The 23831-nt window shown below is 35.1% G+C and carries 13 protein-coding genes; 4 read left to right on the forward strand and 9 right to left on the reverse strand.

What is annotated here, in order from left to right; translation table 11 throughout:
- Positions 1-50: 50 nt before the first annotated feature.
- From J2772_RS14900 to J2772_RS14920, 5 genes are all read right to left on the reverse strand, one after another.
- Positions 51-734, reverse strand: a complete 684-nt coding sequence (locus J2772_RS14900) for an imm11 family protein (RefSeq protein ID WP_209917996.1) — start codon at positions 732-734, stop codon at positions 51-53.
- A 3-nt stretch (positions 735-737) separates the two neighbouring features.
- The gene (locus J2772_RS14905; protein ID WP_209917998.1) at positions 738-6053 is read right to left on the reverse strand and encodes an AHH domain-containing protein; all 5316 of its coding nucleotides are present in this window, start codon (positions 6051-6053) and stop codon (positions 738-740) included.
- A gap of 42 nt (positions 6054-6095) precedes the next feature.
- Positions 6096-10778, reverse strand: coding sequence for a hypothetical protein (locus J2772_RS14910; protein WP_209918000.1), 4683 nt, complete (start codon positions 10776-10778; stop codon positions 6096-6098).
- 314 nt (positions 10779-11092) lie between these two features.
- Positions 11093-11746 (reverse strand): alpha-ketoglutarate-dependent dioxygenase AlkB family protein, encoded by a 654-nt coding sequence (locus J2772_RS14915; protein WP_209918002.1) that lies wholly within the window; start codon positions 11744-11746, stop codon positions 11093-11095.
- Positions 11747-11869: 123 nt separating this feature from the next.
- Positions 11870-12646, reverse strand: a complete 777-nt coding sequence (locus J2772_RS14920; RefSeq protein WP_209918004.1) for an XRE family transcriptional regulator — start codon at positions 12644-12646, stop codon at positions 11870-11872.
- A gap of 61 nt (positions 12647-12707) precedes the next feature.
- On the opposite strand from J2772_RS14920, the gene dinB reads away from it, so the two are divergent.
- Both dinB and J2772_RS14930 read left to right on the forward strand, forming a co-directional pair.
- Positions 12708-13850: a DNA polymerase IV gene (dinB, locus tag J2772_RS14925; RefSeq protein ID WP_209918011.1), complete on the forward strand. Its 1143-nt coding sequence runs from the start codon at positions 12708-12710 to the stop codon at positions 13848-13850.
- 7 nt (positions 13851-13857) lie between these two features.
- Positions 13858-16911: a DNA polymerase III subunit alpha gene (locus tag J2772_RS14930; RefSeq protein ID WP_209918013.1), complete on the forward strand. Its 3054-nt coding sequence runs from the start codon at positions 13858-13860 to the stop codon at positions 16909-16911.
- Positions 16912-17130: 219 nt separating this feature from the next.
- On the opposite strand, the gene J2772_RS14935 is transcribed toward J2772_RS14930, so the two are convergent.
- The 3 genes from J2772_RS14935 to J2772_RS14945 all read right to left on the reverse strand — a co-directional run bounded on the left by J2772_RS14935 (position 17131) and on the right by J2772_RS14945 (position 21595).
- The gene (locus J2772_RS14935; RefSeq protein ID WP_209918015.1) at positions 17131-18681 is read right to left on the reverse strand and encodes a tetratricopeptide repeat protein; all 1551 of its coding nucleotides are present in this window, start codon (positions 18679-18681) and stop codon (positions 17131-17133) included.
- A gap of 688 nt (positions 18682-19369) precedes the next feature.
- Complete coding sequence (locus J2772_RS14940; RefSeq protein ID WP_317194510.1) at positions 19370-19825, reverse strand: helix-turn-helix domain-containing protein; 456 nt, start codon at positions 19823-19825, stop codon at positions 19370-19372.
- A gap of 231 nt (positions 19826-20056) precedes the next feature.
- On the reverse strand, positions 20057-21595 hold the full coding sequence (locus J2772_RS14945) for a tetratricopeptide repeat protein (RefSeq protein WP_209918016.1): 1539 nt from the start codon (positions 21593-21595) through the stop codon (positions 20057-20059).
- A 325-nt stretch (positions 21596-21920) separates the two neighbouring features.
- Here J2772_RS14945 and J2772_RS14950 point away from each other — a divergent pair, with 325 nt between their 5' ends.
- Together J2772_RS14950 and J2772_RS14955 are read left to right on the forward strand one after the other, a co-directional pair.
- Complete coding sequence (locus tag J2772_RS14950; protein WP_209918017.1) at positions 21921-22673, forward strand: hypothetical protein; 753 nt, start codon at positions 21921-21923, stop codon at positions 22671-22673.
- Positions 22674-22773: 100 nt separating this feature from the next.
- A complete protein-coding gene (locus J2772_RS14955) occupies positions 22774-23034 on the forward strand; it encodes a hypothetical protein (protein ID WP_209918018.1) in 261 nt (86 codons plus the stop codon).
- A gap of 374 nt (positions 23035-23408) precedes the next feature.
- Here J2772_RS14955 and J2772_RS14960 read toward each other — a convergent pair whose 3' ends face one another.
- The gene (locus J2772_RS14960; protein ID WP_045495606.1) at positions 23409-23825 is read right to left on the reverse strand and encodes a transposase; all 417 of its coding nucleotides are present in this window, start codon (positions 23823-23825) and stop codon (positions 23409-23411) included.
- Positions 23826-23831 lie beyond the last annotated feature (6 nt).

Raw genomic sequence — 23831 nt, forward strand, 5'->3', positions numbered from 1 at the left:
ACTCAAATTTATTTCCATTTTTCTCTGCCCAGAAAAGGGCTTTCTAACGTTTAAAATTCAACCACCACCTCATAATCCAACTCTGCAAATTCAAAACCAGTAATTTCATTCTCTTCTATAGCTTTTTTGAGGTTTTCAGAACAAATAATATCAGATATTATTGGACTCAAAGGTATAAAATCAAAAAAATGTTTTAAACAAACTCTATTTAGTTGTAAATCTAAATTATACTCTTCATATACGGCCTCGTTTTCATTAGACCAATCTTCATATGAATTGAATTTATAATTTTGACTATTTATCGAAAAGGTACTTTTAGAAAAATCAATTAAATTCATTTTATTAAGTTTTCTATAGCTAGCCATAAATTGAAAAATCCAATACTTTAATTTTTCCCCTTTATATAAAAGTTTCGTCTCATAAAAATGAAATTTAGGAGCAACTTTATATTTTTCTAATAAAGTTTTAAAATTTTCTGAGATATACCAATTAAAATTCCCTGGATAATCCCCAATTCCATCATATACATCAAATAAAGCCCATTCCCAAAATTCTTCCTTATCAAAACTCTCTAAAACAAAATGGTCAAAAATTGGGGTATTATACAAAATTTCTCCTTTTCTCATCTTATCAAAGAAAACATTACTATTGAGAATGTTTTTTCCGTTCGAACTACTACTAATTCTTCCTAATTCCGGAAATATTCTTTTAATATCAATTTTATAGTATTTCATTGTCTAAAAATTCACTATTTGGTTAACATCCTTATTGCCTAGTAAAACTTCATTTTCAAGTTTTTGTTTAGTTTCATTTATTAAATTTTGAATTCTTTCAAATGCTTTTTCTTCATTTGGTGCTTTTTGTAAAATATCATTAATTTTTTGCTCAATAGCCCTATCATAAGCTGGGTGATTGGTGTGCCCGTTGAGATCTATCTTAGCTTTTTTCTTTTGCAATGGAATTGCATTGTCATTCCCATTAAATTCAAATTTCTTTCCATTTTTCTCTGCCCAAAAAAGTAATTCTTTTAAATCTTGATTTTTCCCTAATACTTTGATAGGTATTATATGGTGAACCTCAAAATTAAGGTCATCAGCAACATCGTATTTTTTTGCGTAAGCCCACCAATCTTCAAAGCTTTGCCCTGTAACATATTTATCATAGTATTTTCTCGCATATGCAATACCTTCGGCAGTATCCATGACATCTCTTACAGTAGCTCTATAATATTCTATTTTATGGTATAAATCGTCCGCTGTATCTAGGGTAAACTCTTTTTTCTTACCCATCTCCACACCTTCACCAGTACAGTTTATACATTCCGTAACAGGAGATTGTATTTTAGTGCTTGTCCCATCAGGAGAAATCTGATACCAATCTGACCCCTCAGCGCGGCGGATACCATTTTCAAAGACCATCATAGGCCCATCAGTGGTATATACCTTTTTGCCAGTAGCAGCTGCTAATGCCTTAGCAGATTCTAAATCATTACATGAAAGTAAAACAATATCTTTGTTTTTGTTGGCTCCTTCGCTTAATTTCTTAGTAAGATATTCACCAAACTGCTCAGAATTCAACACTTCTCCATCTACAATAAATCCGCCATCAGATGTTGCATGTAACGAAAGATAAATCTTGTCCTTGTTCAGAAGCTTTGCAACATGCTTGGATACATTGTTACGTAACTTACTGCTTATTTCCGGTTCAAGTTTCAGTAAAGGTTCGATAATGAACTTACCTGCTTTAGTAATAACAGGTTTAATAATATACCGTCCTGAAAGGCTAGCAAACTTACCAACAGCTTGCCCAAGTACATCCAAACGGTCAACAATCATGAATCCTTTACTAATTGTATTGGCTTCGCCGGCACCGATGAAGAAAGATAATGCTACAAAAGCAATATTACCACCTGTATAAGACTTCATGCATGGATTAGCTGTTGCTTTTTTCCATTCATCATCCATCATATCACCAATTGCAGACCAATTAAATTTATCCAGATCCTCTTTGAATTTCTTACGCTTTTCTTCACTTGCAATAATTCCGATTAGCCCTTCTGTTCCTTTGGAAATTAATGCTACTCCACTGGATATACCTGCAGCTGTATCCACAAGTCCGTTCCATACTCCACATACAAAGGCAAACTCTATTCTACCCTGAGAATATTTATCTCCGGAAGAGCCTGCAGCATCATTTATCAATGTAGGTAACAAAGAAGATGGATTGGTATAAGAATATATTTTTGCAGGTATTGGATTGTAGTTAGCAGCATCCGGATTATAGAACCTTTCAGGCACTTTAGCTTTCCCTATCAGTTCTGCCAATCCATCAAATATGGCTGTGATAGGATTAAAATCCATTGTCCAGAACTCATCTACCTCAAACCAGCCCTTATTTTTGGTAATGACTTCAAGTAGTTTTTTTGTATCCTGATCTTCAAATCCTTTAACTCCTTTACCTACATTTATTTTGATTTCATATTCCGGTTTTGCAGCATCAGAGACTTTTAACCAAATAATAATTTCATCATTGTTTGGCTTAGTAAATATTGCTTCTGCCTTCGCATGGGTTTCATCGTCATCAGAAACTAAAATTCTGCCTTTTATACCTGTATCAGCAGAGGTCATGCTAATTGATTTTAGCATCTGCTCGATTTGTTGTGCCGTAAACCTACCTGTAAAATCTAATATGCTACCAGATGTTGTTGCTTTTTCTTTGTTTCCATTTTTAAAGAAATCCTTAGATTTTCCTAAACCTCCTCCATTAGAATCGTGTATCGATTTTTTATATTTTCCATCACATCCAAAGTATGCAGAATAAACATCCCCTTCTTTTGGATTCTCAGGACGCTTAACCTTATCAATTTTTTCAATATATGCAAGGAGTGCCTCTTTATTCTTATTATTGATAATATCTTTTACTTCCGAATATTTGGTTCTGATAAACTTGAATTTATTACAAGCTTTATCATGGTTATATACCAACCAAATTACCGTTTTACTATCAATATTGCCAGGTTGGCTATATGAGAATACATCACCATTTGAAGTTACATATTGAGAGTCTTTCCAATAATATTGTTTATTGTTATCTGTAAAACCTTCGACAAAACCTTCATCTAAATGAACTTCTTTATAATCTGTTACCAGATTGTTATCTGTTTTTATGAGTTTAAAATCCGGTGATAAACCATATCCACCTGCAAGTTCTCCCGCACTCTGCCCTTGGAACGCATACAGCTTAAACGCAGGATCATTGATCTGCTTCCAATCCAAATGAGAAAGTTCTTCTCCTGGAGTATAATCCATCAATAGATTCGTTCCTTTTTCAGGAGTTCCGTAGACTTTCCAAGGGTGTTCCAGCTTGAATACACCGTGTCCTAATTCGTGGGCTCCTGTTTTGGCAGGGCTATTTCCATACACATAACCGAATTGGCCATTCAGACGCATATATCCACTTTGTCCGGTTGAAGATTTCTTATCGGTAACAAAAAGTACATATCTTGCATCCGTACCTTTGTACAGGCTATTGATCTGCTGCTGCTGAGGGCTGTAAGTACTCATCAGTTCAGAATCTTTACTATCAATAGTATCTCCGCTTACTATAGCACTGATATCCAGAACAGGTTCCTGCTTCACATTGAATTTAACTCCAATTTTATTGTAAATCTGATTCAGTTTTATGCTTTGTGCCTGCAGGTTAGATTGGGAAGCGGCATCCAGCGGAACCAAACTCACATTAATATCTTCAGGGCTCAGGTGTACAAGACGGAAACTTCCAATTACTTTTTGCTTGGAGTTACTGTCTTTTGGCATCAATACCGCAATCACCTCTTCCTCTGCATAATCAAATGTACCAGGAAGTTTTAACTGATAGTTTCTTTCTGTAGCTGTCTTATTAAGCTCTGTAGCTTCAATAGCTTTTCCTGTTCCTAAGGTTTTAAAGATGATTTTTCCATCTTTAAGGGAAGGATCGGAAATACTTACTTTCGCATCAAATACCTCTGTCTGCTTATTAACGGTAGCCTTATAAGGTACGTATATCGTATTGTTCTCTGCATCTTTTACAGAAGGATATTTGGATGTCGGAAGCTTGGTTTTTTCCGGCGTATCATACGCAAACTTACCTGCTGCGTCTTCTTTCCATTCTATTTTGATTCCTTTCGCTGTATATTGATTGACAGCAGCATTACTTCCACTTCCGGAAACACCTTCTGTATTGGTTGAGTTGGATGCTCCTCCTTCAGCCACCTTGCCGGTTTTGGTAACATTCCCATTTTCATCTACCGTCCAGATATTTCCGTCTTTATCCTTAATTTCATAGTCTTTTCCGCCCGGATGATCCTCCTGACTTGGAGATCCGCCATTACCGGAATCTCCATAAATTGTAATTTTTCCCGGAGGTGGTGTTGCCGTATATTTAATATCTACAATCGTATAATCTACGGTAATCTCTTTTACTCCTGCATCACCAAAAGTTTCTCCTAGCCCGCCGGAAGCATAATGTACGGCTGTTTCATTCGGATCGTAAGTGGTTTCAACAGTTCCTTCAATCAGTTTTTTATCTGTATTAAGCTTAATATTTGTAAAGCTTACCTTGATTTTTGTATCAGCTAAATAAGGAACTTCAATAAAGCCTGTTCCTGTATAAATACCATTGCTCCCCTGGGCTGATAATACCGTTACCGGGAAATCTCCGGCTGTAAATACTTCATTATTCCCCAGCATACTCTGCAATGGACTCTTATTGCCAATATCCACTGCCGGCATAATACCGCACTGATAATTATTATTTGAAGAGCTGCCATCTGTTGTGAAAAACTGAATTCCACTGTAGCTATATGCATTTCCGGCACTATTTCCTGAAGTCGTTGGATTGGTATCTCCAAAGGTTTGAGTGCTTCCGCAGACTGTACCTACCCGATACTCATATTCTGTTTTATCTTCAAGTCCTGTAAGAATTGCTGTTGCCTGATAACTTTGCTGGGTAGCCCATTCTGCACTGCTCCCTTTTTTTCGGTATTGAACATTGTACAAACCACCCGGCTGTCCTGCAAGACTCCATCTAATCTCCACTCTTCCCTTACCTATATTCTTAGCCATAAGCAAAGTAGGCACCGCACAATTCTCTACATAGTCGAAATAGAAAATTTCAGACAGTCCGTTATTTTTATAAACTCCGTTATCATCTGTAGAATTAGCACCTACTACAGGATTTCCTGATTTTACCTGTACTTGCCATGCATATCTTTTACCCGGCATAAGCTGGGTTTTATCTATTCCATAATATAAAGTAGGTGCATAAGTTTCTTCTCTCCAAAGTGGAGGAGCTGAAAGGAAACCTGAAATAGGACTCTGCCCCTGATCCCAAAGCTCTTTTAATGTAAAAATATAGCGGGTGTTTGGAGCGATTTGTCTTGGCATCCATTGAAATACCACCCCTCCACCGCCTCCATAAGGAGCTAATGCCTGTATTTTTTCTGCATTTTGCGGAAGGGTAAGCATCGGTGGATCATATTGTACCATAAAAACGGTGGTACATGTTTTTGAAGAAAGATTATTCTTTGTATAATAATCATAAGCCTGGAAACAAAACTGGTATACTCCATCTGCCAGAGGCTTTGAGTATTGAACAGCATTAATGCCAGCAAGGTTTTGTAATTCAAAAAGAGAACGCAGATCTACATTCGTCAGGGTAATATTGTTTCCCGGATAAAGCGTGAAAGGATTCATCCCCACCACAAAATCATTAGATCTTGCAATAGGAACTGCATTGAGCCCTGCCTCCAGAGAAAATTTAATCCCCGTCTGATGCTGCGGTTCCAAAAGGTCGGTCATTAAAACCTGCAGCTGCAGCTTATTATCTGTACTGGTTGCATAATCTGCAAACCTAAGACTATAAGGCGGAATAACCACAGGAACCAGCTTGACAGGATATTGCTGCCCCATCACTTTCACTGGCATAAGACCTGAAATCAACAGTAAAAATAATGCAATGACTTTTATAGAGTAATGCTGTCTTTTTAGATATGATTTAAAACAATCTTTAATCATGTTCTGTGTTTTTATATTGAGTTATCAGATAAAGCTTCAACTTTATTTGAATTCATAGTTAATTTGTTTTTCAGTTCCCTGTTTGTCTCCCGGTAAGATATATCTGGCTTTCACATTATACTTTACATAAGGAATCGTTCCGAATGTAGATTCCAGTAAAGCATTAATGAGTGGAGATCTTGAAGTTTCAGGAGAGCCTACATATTTGGATGCTGCTTTAGAAACAAGTTCATACCAGTCCGCTTTATAATAACTGAACAGGTCGTATTTGAAAGGGAAAGTCTGTTTCAAAAATGCATTCCCTTTATCATTACCCAGATACTGCATATATGAAGTAAATACCGGGAATGCATTTGTTGGTGGAATTCCTGTAAAGTCATCATCACTTTCTGCTCTATTTAATTCTAATCCGTCAAATGGATAATTATTGTAGATAAGTCCTTTAAACTTACCTGCAAAGGAATCTTCCATTAACGCAGTAAGGTTAATTAATGGCTTGTTATCCGTATATTTTGAACCTGAGATCTCAGTAGCATCAAAGTATTCATCAGCATTCATATTATTCTGTAATGTAACTATATCAGAGCTTAACTTGATCCATAACGGATTGAAATTTAAAGCAGATAACTTGTCTGACAATGTATTGTATTTACTGGTTCTGAATACATAAGAAAGCCTTTCAATCTCTCCGTTTTTAGAAAGACTTTGTGCCTTCTTGATTTCCGTAGTAACAGAAACTGCTGATCCGTCATTGCTTTCTTCCGTTTTCTCGGTATTTTCTACGGTATCATTGTCAGAAACGCCATTAGATCCATTCTTATTTTTTGCAATCAGTGCTAGTGTATAATCCTTCTGTTTGGTAAGATCCGGCACCTTGAAATTCACAATATTATCCGCCGTATTATAGGAGAAATTACTTTCTACAGGTGAATCTGCGGCAAACATTGTTGAAGTGCTCCAATTCGGATCATCAAACAGATAATCCTGTCCTCTTTTCAGCTTGATGTAGCCGTTATTGCTTTCGCCCTGATAATAATTTTCTTGTTCTGCTACCGGATAAGCATATTTTATATTTGATAAAGGAATAGCTTCCGGTGCTGATCCAGTGGTAAAAATACGCTCCTCTATTTCTATTGCTTTCTGACCATCAACCATTACTACTTCATACATTCCGTTCTTTTTCTCCATGAAACTTACCTGCGCTAAGGCTTTCATTGTTTTATTCGGAGGTAAAATATCATCGGAAATAAAGTTGGCAAAGTCTTTAGAATTGGCATATTCAATAGTTCCTTTAATCTCTTTACCCTGATCATCGATAATGGTCATTTTCTCCACTACTACTTTATAGGTGTGATCACCATCATCTTCAGGAATCACAATAGGTTCATTGACACGAACTCCAAAAGTAGCCTGTGGAATAGCAAAAACATCAACATTCGTTTCATCTTTTTTAGGAGTAAGATCTGTAATGATCTTCATGCCACCAAGAACTGATGAATTTTCAAGGACACATTCTTCACCAAATTCCATCTTAAATCTAAAACGTCCTTTTATCAATCCGCCAAGCAGATTGTAATATCCGCCAAGATATCCTCTTACCCAATATGGATTTGGCCCTTTAGCCTGTAAAAGTGCAGCCACACCAGCCTTGATGATTGGAATTTTCTTTTTGATGAACCAAAGCTTGATTTTAATCCCAAGTTCACCTTGTAAGTAAACATAAGCCTGGCCATTGGCATACCATCCATTGATTCCTATCTGGTCTCCGCCACGATTTGAACATTTGGCTTCCCCATAGTTCTTAAGCATAATATCTGTTCCCAATCCTGCCTGAAAGCGGGCATACAGGAACAATGCCGTCATATCCCCCGTATCAAACTTAAGGTGCGTCCCGAAGGCAAAACCTTTTCCATCTCCGAGGGCATTAAGATTACTCATATAATCCAGATCCTGTACCTGAAGCCCCAGAATTTCTGCAACTTCAACCGGCGGCGGCGGACTGCCCGGAATACGGGTTCCCACCATAAAGTAGCTGGAAGACTGTAAATAGAAACTATCAAAACCAACCTTAAGACCAATCATGTCACTAGGTGTACCAATGTGCATATACCATTCATCCGGTGCTATATGTACAACGGCCCATCCGGCACGGCCATTAGGGCCAATTCCTTTGATAATTCCTTTGGCAATATCAATAAATACATCTAAGCTTGCATGGAATACACTATTGTTAAAGTCATAGTTCATAGCCAGCTTAGCATAGATGGCTCCATCAATTTTTTCTGTAACAGGATATTGTTCGTCAACCATTTTGGTATCCAGAAAAGTATTGACTGTTTTATTATTTTTCAGATCCGACAGGAACTTGGAATTTCCGGTCATTTCTTTGAATTTCTTCTGGGCTCCGGCTAAAGCGTCTCCAGGAACCAGCTTAGTAAGATCAGCCATCACAACAGCTTCTCCAATAAATCCTATATTGGCCAACCCACCATTAGGATTGGTGGAAATACTGAACCCTGCCATGATATCAATAGTCTTATCCGTTGGAATGGAACCATAAATACCTGCTCTTAAAGCTAATCCAACAGTATTATCAGGTTTCAGAACCAAAGCTCTATTTTCATACGCAGGATTCATGCTCAGTTCCCGGTCAGGAATCATTCGGTAAAATGCACCTCCTGTAAACCCGGTAATCTTCAATGCAGTAGCCTGAATACTTAATCCTTTTACGGACCCTTCAAATCCCCAATACCTGAAAGTACTGTATCCAAAGGCCGCTGCTACTTCAACAGTAATTTTACTTAATGCTGTTATCTCTGCTTTAAGATTAGCTTTAAATCCATTTCCGTATAATGGATCTTTACGCATGATCTCAAGACTTCCTGAGATTTTACCAACACCGATATCTACATTGTTAAGTGCCAGCTTAGTAAGATTGAAACCATCATACTTCCATCGCTGCCTGTTATTCTCGCTTACGATCAAACCATTAATCATCATACCTCCTGTAGCAGAAAAACGCTCTTCCTGTAGACCAACGGTAACATTAAATCCTAAATTGGCCTGTGAACCGTCTGCTACCACAACAATATTGCTAATACTTGCCGGAAAACCAGCTAATTTCTGTTCTCCTTTTACTCCAAAATACTGAACCGTCACAAACGGAGCTTTGGTCTGTAAAGTAAGTCCCTGAAATTCGATTCCTTTAAAATCGGCATCTTTTTTACTGTTAGGGTCATTATCATCTGCGGAGGAATTAGCGGCAATGGCCATACTTCCGTTAAGGATGGCTTTGGGAAGAAACTCTTTGTTTTTTACACGCATCTCAATGGAAGAACCTGCTGCAATGGTAGCTTTCGCACTCCATATATCAAAGTTAATATCATTGAGGGTTGTTACAGAAATCAGATACTGTTCTTCTGTGATGGCTCCTCTATAGCCCAAATAGTTAGGAATATTTGTAGAACTGTCATTATTTTTCTGAACCGGAAGTTGTATCTTCCCTTCCAGATTAGCCCCTACAATTTTAGAAGCGGCAAGGTCTATTCCAATTTTATCCAAAGAATATCGCCATGCATTTTCTCTATTGGTTACTCCTCGTTCTATCGGAAAAACATTATTGGCAGCAAAGCTTCCGGATACCCCGTAGGAATCAATCAAAAGATTATTGGCCTCAAAAGAAACGCGTGTATCGATATGATCTTCTGTTTTGAATTCCTGTGGAAGGCCAATATTTAGAGTCTGTACATATAAGCCTCTCCAGGATTCTGATCCTCCAATCAAATAGTCGTGAGTATTGTAATATAGGGGGAACTGTACGCTGGGATCTGTCCTCAGGTCACTCAGGTCTAAAATAGCATTATTAACAAAGAAAGAAAAATAACCTTTATCCTGACTTTTAACCTGAGAAGTAATGGCAAAAGGACTGATGCTCACTTTCACCAAAATATCATTCCAATCACTTGCTTTAAGCGCAAAATCACCACGAACTCTGTTGGTTCCGTTATTCCCAATTTCAGGGAGTACAGCTCCTTTATTATCTAAGGGCACAAGCACATTTCTGGAGATCTGAACATTCCCTTTTAAAGAGAGTTCTTTAATCCCGTCACAATCCATTGTAACGTAAGTCTTGTCATTAACGCTTTCACCGTTTCTAGTAATCCTTCCTCCTTCCAGCGTAAGCATCCATTGGTTTTGGTTAAAAGGCATATTGATATCTCCCAATAACGAAAGTTTTGCATCACCTATGATCTTCCCATTATAGGATAGCTTGATATCTTCGGCTCCAAAAAACAATGTTTTCTTACCGTTATCAGCTCCCTGCTGTGGTGTGGTTACTCTTGCATATACATTGATCAGAGCATATTCCGGAGTAAATTTAGCTTTGGTAACAACAATACTGTATTCTACATTAGACTTATTCTCTTTAAGCCCGATGGGTAATTCAGTAAGGTCGTTAGGATTAATTGTACTTGTAAAATGTCCGTTTTTTTCAAGTTCTTTGAAAGCCCCCATTGCCTTACCAATCTCTTTGTCGTTTTCAGGATCATTTTCTACAAAGCCTGAGAACTGATCCAAAGGAAATTCATATAAAGAATTGGTGGCAGGTTTGTTAAGGAATGAAAAGTTTTTGTGTAGTTGAAGGGAATCTTTTTTATTATATTCACTAGCCTTTGCGGGAACAAAAAGAAGGCACATAATAAAAATAAAATATATTTTCGTCATGGTTATTGTGTTTCCTGCAAAATTAGGAATTTAATTCTAACTATGATGATAAAATTTTTAAAAAAACTATGTGATAGACAAAACCATACGTCTCTACAACTTGTTATTCAAAGAAATTACCACATTATTGGAATATTGAATTCTGATATCAAGAGACAAAAGTTAAGCCCCCTATAAAGTGCCTGGGGAAAGAGTCGATAAAATTCAGATACATTCTTGTTGATGCAGGCATAGAGAAAGTTTTATAGATAAAGCCCATAGTATCTATTCTTACCTTGTAAAAGTGGTAGGCTGAGATAAAGAAAAACAGACTCTTAATAAATGAGAGATAATTTCACATCAAAGACAATGGAAATAATAACTTTTTCAATAATTAAACGAAATGTCAGATTGATTCGTTCCTTCATTGATGTATTTGATTTTGCAATCCTGTGTTCCCAATTTTCCTGCAAGTCACCTTTCATAATAAGTAAGGAACCATGAGGAAGTGGAAGGCTGTATTTGCTTTGATGATGATCCTTCTTTCTGAAATCAAAGTTTCTGGTTTGTCCAAGACTGATGGATGCAATGACAGGGCGTTTCCCATATCTGCTTTCTTTATCTCGGTGCCAGGCGACGGAGTCATTTTGGTTACGGTATAGATTTAATAAAACACCATTGAACTGACAGCCAAATTCCTTTTCAATTCTTTGTTTTAATGAAAACAATTCGGGAGTCCATGGATTGGTTGGCTTTTTATCTTCTTCTGAATTGTTATATTTTGAATCTCCATACCAGGCCGTTAATCTTGGAGTAAGCACCATCTTATCGTACATCTTCTGTGTACGCTGTTCCCAGGGAACCGTTTCCAATAATTGGCTTTTAAGCAGATCTGCTTCTTCTCTACTCAGAAAACCCTCTCTGTATTCCAAAAGGTCTTTTGGAAACTCATAGAATTCTTCAGTATCAAATAAACTCAGCTGGGTCATTTAACTTTAAATTAAAATATTTATCTTAGTAATATCCCGTTACTTCGGGATTTTTTTTCATCATTTGTGTTTTTACTTCCCTTCGGGGAAGTTTTTTGATTATGCCATGTACTCAAAATGAATTCAATTCTTATCTCCCATTTTTTCTTTGATCTGTCTGATATCAGTTTTAATCTCTGTGATAAAGTTTTGAATATGATGTTCTGAAAATTCATCAGGTTCATATTCTTTGGTATTAATACTACAGGCAAATTCCCAGATTTCTTTAATTTCAGGTAATGGAATTTTATAAGGTTCATAAAATTGATTGTCAGCTTTTACCCAGATACCATCAGCTTCGTGAAACTGGAACCTTTTATAACTGATGCCATCATTGGTGGTAATGAAAACATAAGTTCTGTCCGTTTTCAAGACCGAAAGATTTTCAACATATTTCCCTACAATATAAGTTCCGTTTTTATAAGGAGGCATTGAATCTCCATCAGCTGGAAATGTTCTGAACTTACCACCTTTTAAAAAAGGTAATGATATGGTCTCCAGACTTTCAATGTATTCAGGATCTCCATAACCATTTAAGTAACCCATTGAAGCTTTTTGGGGAATAATCTCAATCTGATTGTTTCCATCTTGATCAACCCTTATAGGCAGAACGATTCTATTGTCAGGAAGCTCCATGAGTTCATCGATAGAAAATTTTCTGACATCTACAGTCAACAATAGATCGATGCTGATGTTATAGAATTTTGAAATTCTAAGCAATATTTCAATAGGTGGTTCTGTTCTGCCATATTCATAGGCGACATATCTGGATCGGGTAAGAATTAATAGATCTGCCAGTTCCTGCTGGGTCATATTTTTCTTTCCTCTCAAAAACACGATGTTATCAGATAATTTTGACATTGTTACAATTTTAGACAACAAAAATACATAACTTGTTTCAAAACGTAACTAATTTTGTCACATGGAAAGAGCAATTGTACATATGGATCTGGATACGTTCTTTGTTTCCTGTGAAAGGCTGAAAAACTCTGAACTGGAGAATAAGCCTGTGATCATCGGAGGCGGAGACCGGGGTGTTGTGGCGTCCTGCTCTTACGAAACCCGTTTTTTCGGAGTAAGGAGTGCCATGCCGATCAAAATGGCTTTGCGGCTATGCCCTGAAGCTAAAGTCATTAAGGGAGATATGGAAATGTATTCCAATATGTCCCATATGGTAACGGAAATTATTCAGGAAAAAGTACCTGTTCTTGAAAAAGCAAGTATTGATGAATTTTATCTGGATCTCTCCGGAATGGATCAGTTTTTTGGATGCTATAAATGGACCCATGAAATCGCAGAAAGCGTACAGAAAAATACAGGTTTACCGATAAGTTTTGCGTTGTCTACCAATAAAACCGTATCCAAAATCGGAACCGGAGAATCAAAGCCTACCGGAAGACTGGAAGTAAAACAACCTGACATACAGCCATTTTTGAACCCGCTTTCGGTAAAGAAAATTCCGATGGTGGGCGATGTTACCTTTCAGCTGCTGTCAAGATTGGGCATAAGAACGATACAAACGCTTTCAGAAATGCCTGTTGATGTGCTTGGACAGTTGATTGGTAAAAACGGAAATGAACTTTGGAAAAAAGCACATGGAATTGACGAAGCCCCTGTAGTTCCTTACTCTGAACGAAAATCCATTTCTACAGAAGATACTTTTGCTCAGGATACTATAGATATTCAGGGAATTAAAAGTATTCTTTCCGGAATGGTTGAAAAGCTTTGCTATCTGCTACGTGCAGAAAAATGGCTGGTATCGGTAGTGGTGGTAAAACTCCGCTATGCCAATTTTGATACGGAAACCAAGCAATGCAGGATTCCGTACACCTCAGCTGATCATACCCTGCTCAGGTATGTTTTAGAACTCTTTAAAAAAGTATATACCAGACGTATGAGAATAAGACTGGTTGGCGTAAAGTTTACCGGACTGGTTCACGGATGCCATCAAATGGATCTCTTTGAAGATACAGAAGAGCTGATCTCACTATACCAGACGATGGATAAAATTAAAAACAGGTTTGGAACTTCAAGTGTAGGAAGAGCTTCAGGTTTATTAAAATAAGTACAAGATGTTTCTGAATTGTCATTCTTATCATAGCCTTCGGTATGGAACCATTTCTATTAAAGAATTGGTTGAGCAGGCCGTACATTTTAATATTAAAACCCTGGCTCTTACGGATATCAATACCATTACAGGGATATATGATTTTTATAAGCTTTGCCAGGATCACCATATCAAACCGATCGTCGGAGTGGAAATACGGGTTCAGGATGAACTGTATTATATCTGCCTGGCCAGAAATCAAAAAAGTATCGGAGAGATCAACACGCTTTTAACGGCTTACAATTGTGATGGCATTGAAATTCCTAAAGCCAATCCTGATTTTACAGATACTTTTGTTATTTACCCACTGGAGAATATTCCGGAACAATTAGCAGATCATGAATTTGTAGGCATCAGACAGGACCAATTAAACTTTTTGATGAAGCCTGAATTGAAACAGTTCATCCATAGAATGGTCATCCTGCATCCGGTTACCTTTACCACTCCTGAAGAATATGAACTTCATAAAATACTAAGGGCTATTGATCTCAATACCTTGATCAGTAAGCTTACAGAAGCTGATTACTGTAAAAACAACGAAATGTTTACGGATAAAAAAAAACTTTTGGCTCAATTTCAACATGAATCGCAAATTATTGAAAATACAAAGTATATTGTCAATAGCTGCCATTTTGATTTTGATTTTTCAACGCCTAAAAATAAAAAGCATTTCATGGATAGCAGGGAAAATGATTTTGAACTTTTAAAGAAGTTATCGTATGAAGGACTTTCAAAAAGGTATTCCGATGATAATCTACAGGCGAAAGAAAGAGTGGATAAAGAGTTAGGAGTCATTGACCAGCTTAATTTCTGTGCTTACTTCCTGATTACCTGGGATATTATTCAGTACAGCAACCGGATGGGATTTATGCATGTAGGAAGAGGTAGTGGTGCCAATTCCATTGTCAGTTACTGTATCGGCATTACTGATATATGCCCTCTGGAACTGGATCTTTACTTTGAACGTTTCTTAAACCTCAACCGTAAAACTCCTCCTGATTTTGACATTGACTGGAGCTGGCAGACCAGGGATATTATCTTAGAATATATATTTAAAAAATACGGTAAAGACCATGTCGCTTTCTGTGGAACCAATGTTGAATTCAAATATCGGTCTATTTTCAGGGAAATAGGAAAAGTATTCGGGCTGCCGAAAGAGGAACTGGATACGCTCGCAACAAAATCGATCCACGAACATGATAACAATTCGGTATCCAGACAGGTTCATTACTACGGAAGATTGTTGGAAAAGTTTCCTAACCAGAGAAGCATGCACTCCTGTGGGATTCTTATATCAGAAGAACCTATCACCAATTATTCAGCATTGGAAATGCCTCCCAAAGGTTTTCCGATTGTACAGTTCGATATGTACACTGCTGAAGAAATTGGTCTTGAAAAGTTTGACATTCTCTCACAAAGAGGTTTAGGTACCATTAACGACACAGTAAAACTGGTGAAGGAAAAAAAAGGTATTGATATCGATATCCGGGATACATCTCTCTCAAAAGATGAAGCCCAATGCAATGAATTCTTAAGTTCCGGAAAAACCATCGGCTGTTTTTATATTGAATCTCCAGCCATGAGGGGGTTGCTCAGAAGGCTTAAATGTGATAACTACAAAGTCCTGGTAGCTGCCTCTTCCATTATCCGACCCGGCGTAGCTCAGAGCGGGATGATGCGGGAGTATATTTTCAGGCATAATAATCCCACAAAATTTGAGTACTTCCATGAGGTTTTTGAAAAAGAACTGGGGGAAACCTATGGCATTATGGTGTATCAAGAAGATGTTATTAAAATTGCCCTGCACTTCGGAGGATTATCCGCCCCTGATGGTGACGTCCTGAGAAGAGCCATGAGCGGTAAAGGCAGATCTTTATCTGCATTACAGAAAGTAAAAGATAACTTCTTTGAGTCCTGTAAAAAGCTGGGACATCCCGAACAATTATCCATGGAAGTATACCGGCAGATTGAATCTTTTGCAGGATACTCATTCTGTAAAGCTCATTCTGCTTCTTATGCCGTGGAAAGCTATCAGAGTTTATACCTTAAGGTCTACTATCCTATCGAATTTATGGTTTCTGCGATCAATAACGGCGGAGGTTTCTACAGAACGGAAGTCTATATTCATGAGGCCAAGATGTCGGGAGCTGCAATTCATAATCCCTGTATTAATCTAAGTAAATATAAGACAATGGTCTATGGTTCGGACGTTTATTTGGGATTGATGCATATTGAAAGACTGGAAACAAGGTTAGCACAGCTGATCCCTGAAGAAAGAGCTCAAAATGGAGAGTATACTTCTCTTGAAAACTTTGTCAAAAGGATTCCTATCGGCATCGAAACATTGCAAATTTTAATCTTTATCGGAGCATTCCGCTTTACCGGAAAACAGAAGCATGAACTGCTCATTGAATCAAGATTTCTTCTGGGACATAATAAGGTTCCTTTCAGACATTTGACTTTACTGGAAGAACCTCAAAAGGATTATAAGTTACCTAGTATAGAAAGAAATAAGTTTGAAGATGCTTTTGACGAGATAGAAATATTGGGATTTCCTGTTTCATTCAGTCCTTTTGATTTATTACAGACCAGATACAGAGGCTATGTTTTGGTAAAAGACTTATTGAAGTTTCATAAACATCAGGTTAAAATGCTGGCGTATCTGATTTCAAGAAAGCATGTACCTACAAAGAAAGGAACGATGTACTTCGGAACCTGGATTGATACGGATGGAGAATATTTTGATACCGCTCATTTTCCAAACTGCCTGAAAGAATATCCTTTTCAGGGAGGTGGCTGCTATCTCTTATTGGGAACAGTAGAGGTCGATTTTCATTTTCCTACTGTTACCATTCATAAAATGGCGAAAATGCCTTTCATTCCTGATCCCAGGTATTCCATGGATAAAGAAAAATCATTGGAAGCCCAACGTAATTTGCATGAGGATGTCAGTATGACTTTTAGAAAACCGTATCCCCAGGAACATGAAATTGGATTGCCAAGGCGGAAAAATACATAAGCTATTATCAATTACTTATGTTAACAACACATTAATAATAATTATTTCTATTTTTTCGGAATATTTTTTTACAGTTATTTGATAAAATAAATATTATAGCAGATCAAATTCAAAATTGGTAAACTTCACTGTTTTTGAAGACTTATCCTTTAAAAAATTATAAAACTTGAAATTTGTATAGTTATTTAGTTATGATGGAAATTAAAATAGTAAAAATAATTATTGCAAATACGTTGTATTTTCTTTTTTTAGTTGCCCTATAAAATAAGAAGGAGTCATTCCAGTTTCTTTTTTAAAAATAACCGCAAAAACTTCTCTGGATGTGAAGCCACATTGTTCTGCTAAATAACTGACCTTATATTCTCTATATATAGGGTTTTTATAAAGTTTATTAGTGATATAGCCAATTCTTAAACCATTAATATAATTATTGTAGCTTTTTCCTTTATGTTGTTTTATAATTTCAGATAAATATCTGGGGTTTGTATTCAGCTCACTAGCAAGAAATGTAAGGGTAAAGTCTTTTCTTATAAATTTCTGTGAATTTTCAATTTTATTCAGTTTCAACAGAATATTATTTATAGTATCATTTTTAATAATAAGGCCTGATGTTTTTTCATTGGGATAAGTGATACCTCCATTATTTTCTATGACCAGAACTTCAGATGATATCTTATTTTCTTCAGCAGATTCTGTTTTTTTTAAGTTTTCAATGATCTTCTCATATTTTAGATGTAAGTTATGGTTTCTTTTTTTCCAATAAATCCACCCTCCTGACATTGAAAGCACAAGTAAACCAGCACCCGTTATCATCATTCTATTCATCAGGCTTCGGTTATCGTTCTCTTTTTCAGACAAAATATGTTTCACAGGGGTATTGATCGTTTTCTTTTCTGCATTTACAATACTATCATTCAACTTGGTAAATTTCTCCATGTATTCGGAAGATTTTCCTTTATTTCCCTTCTCTACATAGGATTTGAACATAACTTCATATATATCTCTACGGATATATGGGAAACTGAACTGTTTTTCCATGATGGCAGCTTCCTTAGCATACTGTATCGCTTTGTCATAGTTTTTTTGATCAAAATACAGCCATGCAAATTCATTTAAAACCAATACTTCTGTTTGTATATTTATTGAGTAATTCTTATTTCTGCAAATTTCTAAAGCTTTGGTAAAATACTCTTCCGCTTTTTTAGTATTTCCTTTTGCCACACTTATCATCCCAAGATTCATATAAGCTCTTGAAATTAAGTAATACTTTCTGTTTAGATTTTTTTTATCGGAGGTCATTTTTAATGCTTCATTTAAACTTTTTTGTTGATAAAAAATTACAGAGTCTATAGGTGTGTTAATATGGGCCATATAGGTTGCCATCCCAGTATAAATAAGAGATCTATAATAAAACCTGGAATCAGAAGATTTAATTTTTTCAGATATTTCTAAAGCTTTATTAAAATTTTTTAAACTTTCGTCATTGAAACCCAATTCAGTATATGCAGAGGCTCTGAGTCTAAATGTATTTGATAAATTTTCCATATCTTCCATGCTTTTTGATAGAAGTTCTGCTTCTTTACTAATTTCAATTACTTTCTTGAAATTTCCCACATCAAAATACTTTGTCAGTTGAATCATAATACTGCCAAGCATTCCTTTTTTATAATCAATTTTTTTAGCTGAATTATAGCATTCTATTGAAAGCTCGATCGTTTTTTTAGGATTTGTACTATTTAGTTCCTTTAGCGCATTAATTTTTTTATCCAACTCCTTTTCAGATAAAGATTGTGAATTGATAGCTATAAAAAAAAAGCACAGGATGGAGAAGATAAAATTTTTCATAGTTACTAATTTTATAACATACAAGATAAACATTAATTTAAAAATATTAGTTTAAATTTTATGTTACATTTTCGTAAGTTATCACACAACAAAATACAATTGACCTTCTCAATTACAAGTAGATAAAATGGCAAAACTCCGTTTTGATTCATTATAATTTCTGAATAGAAATAAACCGAATACCAAGATTATCTTTGCATAAAATAATGTAAATTAAGTATAAAAAAGAACAATAGATGTGGATGATACAATTGCTGCAATAAGATTATTTTTATATTGATTCTAATCTCAAAATCAACACTTTTGGCTCAAGTATCATGACACCGGAAAAAATCATTTCCTATATTAATGAAGGTCTTTGAAATTATAATAATTCCTAATTTCTTTTACGCTATGCTAATCAAAATTTCAATTAAAACTCAATAGAAACTTATTGTGCTTAAGGTTTGTTTTTTTAATTGTTAAATATAGGAAACCTTGCTTATTTTATTATTGGTTAACTGCTCAATCCTAAAACTATAACTTCTAAAACCATATAGAAATTAAACTATATGTGTTGTTTAAAATATTCAATATTTCAGCAAAAGAATAATATTGTTCAACATTTAGTCTATCATTTGTATTCTTCTCTCTGTTCATTATACTTATTCAGCCATTTGTAAAGGGTTGTTTTGGGTATCCGGTATTTACTGATGACCTCTTCCCTGGTCATTTCCCCTTTATTGATTCTATTGATAATAAATTCTATAATTTCTTTTGTATAAATATTTTTACGAAACTGAAGTTCTTGAATCTCAACCTTTTTTTGGGTTCCTGTCTGGCTATATACATTAGCCGCTGGAGGAGCATATAAAACCAAATGCTGGGAATACAATCTGAAAAAATCATATTGTAATAGCTCAGACCATTTGATTAAAATATCCGTACCTACAGTATCTGAACCATACATTTCCTCAATATTCTTAGCCTCACAATTAAAAAAGCTACACAGACGTTCTATTTCTATATGATTTTCTTTTACACTGCTCTCAAGTAATTGCCCAATTTTAATTTGTTTTAAATCCATCATAAGTTCATTTGTTTTATCATTTGTCCATTGATTCTGTTGGCTAAATATTTTATATCTAAAATGTATATCACTGGATCTATTTAAAGTACAACAATATGACTTTAGATTAATACAGAAAAAAGAACCTGGTAATAAATTCTGAATACATCACGATAAGTGATTAAAATGTTTCTTTCAGACTCCATCAATTAATCATAATAACATATATTATTATTTGTCAAAACATTAGAATTAATCTAATGAAAGACCATCCTGTATAGACTTATCATTTAAACTGCTGATAAAGTATGAAGGAGTAATTCCTGTGTCTTTTTTGAAAGTAACAGCAAAAACTTCTCTTGATGAAAATCCACATTCATCAGCCAGATAGCTTATTTTATACTCTCTATAAATAGGATCTTCAATAAGTTTCGTTTTAATATAAGCTATTCTTAGTCCGTTAATATAGCTACTGTAACTCTTTTTTTTATGCTCCTTTATAATAGCTGAGAGATATCGCGTATTGGTATCAAGATCACTGGCCAGAGAGCTGAGACTTATATCTTTTTTTATAAATTTCTGAGATTTTTCGAATTTAGCAAGCTTATCCAAGATCGACCTCGTTGTATAGTCAGGTATATGTATATTTTTTTCATGGGAAACTTTCAAAGGTTCATTTGGCTCTGCTGTACTATTTCCTGCGTCTGCAATATCAGGTTTATATAACTTTTTCCATACAACGATACAGATTATAAGAAGAAGAATAGCAAGAGTAATCCAGATTACAATATTATTCTGTTTCCTTTCCGTGTTATCCTCTTGTTTTCTGATTATAGATTTTTCCCCATTGATATCAGCTACATTCTTCTCTACATTTACAAGGCTGTCATTGAGCTGAATGTAAAGATTGGTGTATTTTCTTGCGAGTGCTTTCTTTTTTAATGATGAATATGTTTTAAAAGCAATTTCAAAAACGTCTCTGCGGACATAAGGCATACCAACCCTTTTTTCTTCTCTTTCTGCCTGAGCTGCATAGTGTGCAGCTTTATCATAGTTTTTCTGGTCATAATATGTCCATGCTAATTCATTGAGTATACTTACTTCAAGGTCTTTATGAATATGATACTTTTCATACTTACAAATCCCCAGCGCTTTTGACAATTTATTGATAGCTTCTTTAGTATTTCCTAAAGCTATATTCATCATTCCCAAATTCATATAAGCAACAGCCAAAGTTTGGTATTTTTTATCCTGAAAATCTTTATGGTCATCAATACTCATAGCACTTTCCAGGCATTCATTCTGATAATACATTACTGAATCAATGGATGCATTCACATGAGAGAAATAGGCTGCAAAACCCTTATATACAAGAGCTTTCATGTAATTTTTATCATTTTGAGATTCTAGATTATCTGCAGTTTTAAGGGCTTTTTTTAATTCTCGAAAGCTTTCATTATCAGCATTCAGCTCAAGATAAGCAGATGCTTTAAGTCTATGAGAATTAACCAGTATTGTATCATTTTTACCAGCCAATTTTTCAATCTCATTACATATTTCAATTGCTTTTTTAAAGTTTCCAATCTCGCAATATTTATTAATAAGCAAGCTGTTAATTGTAAGTATTCCTTTTTTGTCCCCATTATTCCTCGCGATTCGATATATATCCGTAGAGATAGCAATTATTTTATGGGGATTATTATCAGGAAGATTTTGAATCTTTTTAATTTCTTCTTCAATTTGGGATTCATTTATTGATTTTAAGCTTGTAAAAGAGAGTATACAAAACAAAAAAATCAATTTTTTTTTTTCTATCATTAGTCGTGTTTGTGTTAACAAATTAAATCATAACCTATTGATCTAAGCAAAAGAACAATGTGAGTTTTTCATAATTCAACTCGTATTTAATCAAGGTTAAACATTTAGTATTCAAATAATTAAATAAAATATTATTCCTATTGGATTGATTTATTCTTATTAAAAATATTTTCCGAAAAAAATAGGACATATTCATAAATCATCTTGTGTTAAATTTTCTATAGCAAATGTAAACACGTAGGTTTGTAGAGCTGTTAATCGCAGACAGGTTGAACACCGAACTAAAAAACAACATAAAATGAACAAAAAATTATTGACTGCTTTTGCTGTCTCATTATGCATTTCACTTTACGCTCAGTCCAATAGTGTAGGTGTCAGCACTTCCACTCCCACCGAAACTTTAGACATTAACGGTACAGAAAGAATAAGAGAGCTTCCGGTAGACGGAACTTCAAATGTGATCTATACTAAACCTGATGGAACAAGGTCTATTAATAAAGATCAGTCTTTCAAAGCTCTTAAAACTCTTGTAGCTGATGCTAATGGTGTACTAGGTTCCGTAAACTGGATGCCTTCACAGCCTTTCCAAGTTATTAGCGGAGCCGATGGTTTGGATGCTGTACCAATCACCAGTACAATATCTGCCGTAAACGGGGAGCTAACTACAACACCAGTTTTAGCAACAAAAACCTTTACTCTGTCTAAAAAATCAATGGTTACATTTTCCTATAACATTTCCGCTTCTGATATAGGAAAAGCCAGTGGAGGCACTCTTTTGGACGGTACTTCAAAAAAAGTGGGTGCTAAACTGATTTTAAACTCAAAGGACATTATCGATTCCGGAATTCCTTTTACCAATAGTGGTAACAACTATGCCTTTGGTCTTTTTTACCTGAACGGAAACAGAAGCATTATATTAAAAGAAGGTACCTATACTGTTAATCTGGTTGGTAACGTATTTTGCCACACTGCGGACTCTAATGGAATAAGGGCAACCTTTGGAGCTACTTCTACAGATCAGTTTGATATTATTGCAATACCTGTTCAATAATTTATCCTGCCTGATCGAAAATTATATTTCTATAGAAAACAAGACACACTATAACATTCATTATTAACATTCATTATTAACATTTTAAAAATCATTTACGATGAAAAAAACATTATTCGCAGGATTATTACTTGCAGCATTAGGAACCTCAAATATCAGTGCAAAAACACTAAATATTAAAGAGACTGAAACAGCACAATGCTATAGACAAGTATGCACCCTAATTACAGTAAAAGAAGGAAATTGTAACGTTACTTATAAAGTGACAAAAACTTATTTCCTTTGCTTTGTTGTTTGTGAAAACAGAACTGAAGTAAAAAGAGACTGTTCCGGAGGTGAAAATGGCAAATTTACAAAGTAATTTTTAAGTAATCCTCAACAAACAAATTTTGTATAAGAAAGGAGACTCAAAAAGTCTCCTTTTTCTGTATAAAACGTTGCTTATTTAACATTTTTTTGATATCCGTCTATATTACCTATGACCGGAACATTTTTTTCAATTTTGTAATCGTATTTCTACTCAGTTTAAAATGATTGGCAAGTTGCAACTTATTTATGATATTCTTTTTCTTATATTACAATATTTCACAGATATCATTGGTGCTGTAGGACCTGTATCTTTGATTAAAGGTTTCTATTAACTTATCTGCCTGCCCAAAAAATTTTTAAATTCATTTATTCTCTCTGAATATTTATCAGAAAGGATATCGTGATATATCCTTTTAGAACTAGGCATTAATTGTTGTATTTTTTCACCCATTTGTATAGTGTTGTTTTAGGTATTCCATAATCATTTATAGCTTCACTACATGTTTTTTCTCCTTTATTGATCTTTTCAAGGATAAAATCTCTCATCTCCTTAGTATAAATGTTCTTACGGAATTGAGGTAATTGAGTGTTTACATTTTTATTTTGTTCTTTTTTAAACGGACAATAAAGTATTAAATGCTGGGAATAAATTCTGAAGAAATCATACTCTAATAACTTACTCCAACGCAATAATGTATTGGTATCCAAGTTTTTCTCATTATACATGCTGATAACCTCTTCTTCAGAACATTTGAGAAAACTACAGATACGGGACATATTTATCCCGCTCTGTGCAACTGTTTCTTTAATTAATACCCCAATATTTATATTTTCTAAATTCAAATCAAG

This window comes from Chryseobacterium jejuense, from assembly GCF_017877355.1.
Classification (GTDB): domain Bacteria; phylum Bacteroidota; class Bacteroidia; order Flavobacteriales; family Weeksellaceae; genus Chryseobacterium; species Chryseobacterium jejuense_A.

Coding starts and splice junctions, on each gene's coding strand:
- J2772_RS14900 (WP_209917996.1), bottom strand. CDS start 734: ATGAAATACTATAAAATTGATATTAAAAGAATATTTCCGGAATTAGGA.
- J2772_RS14905 (WP_209917998.1), bottom strand. CDS start 6,053: ATGATTAAAGATTGTTTTAAATCATATCTAAAAAGACAGCATTACTCT.
- J2772_RS14910 (WP_209918000.1), bottom strand. CDS start 10,778: ATGACGAAAATATATTTTATTTTTATTATGTGCCTTCTTTTTGTTCCC.
- J2772_RS14915 (WP_209918002.1), bottom strand. CDS start 11,746: ATGACCCAGCTGAGTTTATTTGATACTGAAGAATTCTATGAGTTTCCA.
- J2772_RS14920 (WP_209918004.1), bottom strand. CDS start 12,646: ATGTCAAAATTATCTGATAACATCGTGTTTTTGAGAGGAAAGAAAAAT.
- dinB (WP_209918011.1), top strand. CDS start 12,708: ATGGAAAGAGCAATTGTACATATGGATCTGGATACGTTCTTTGTTTCC.
- J2772_RS14930 (WP_209918013.1), top strand. CDS start 13,858: ATGTTTCTGAATTGTCATTCTTATCATAGCCTTCGGTATGGAACCATT.
- J2772_RS14940 (WP_317194510.1), bottom strand. CDS start 19,825: ATGATGGATTTAAAACAAATTAAAATTGGGCAATTACTTGAGAGCAGT.
- J2772_RS14950 (WP_209918017.1), top strand. CDS start 21,921: ATGAACAAAAAATTATTGACTGCTTTTGCTGTCTCATTATGCATTTCA.
- J2772_RS14955 (WP_209918018.1), top strand. CDS start 22,774: ATGAAAAAAACATTATTCGCAGGATTATTACTTGCAGCATTAGGAACC.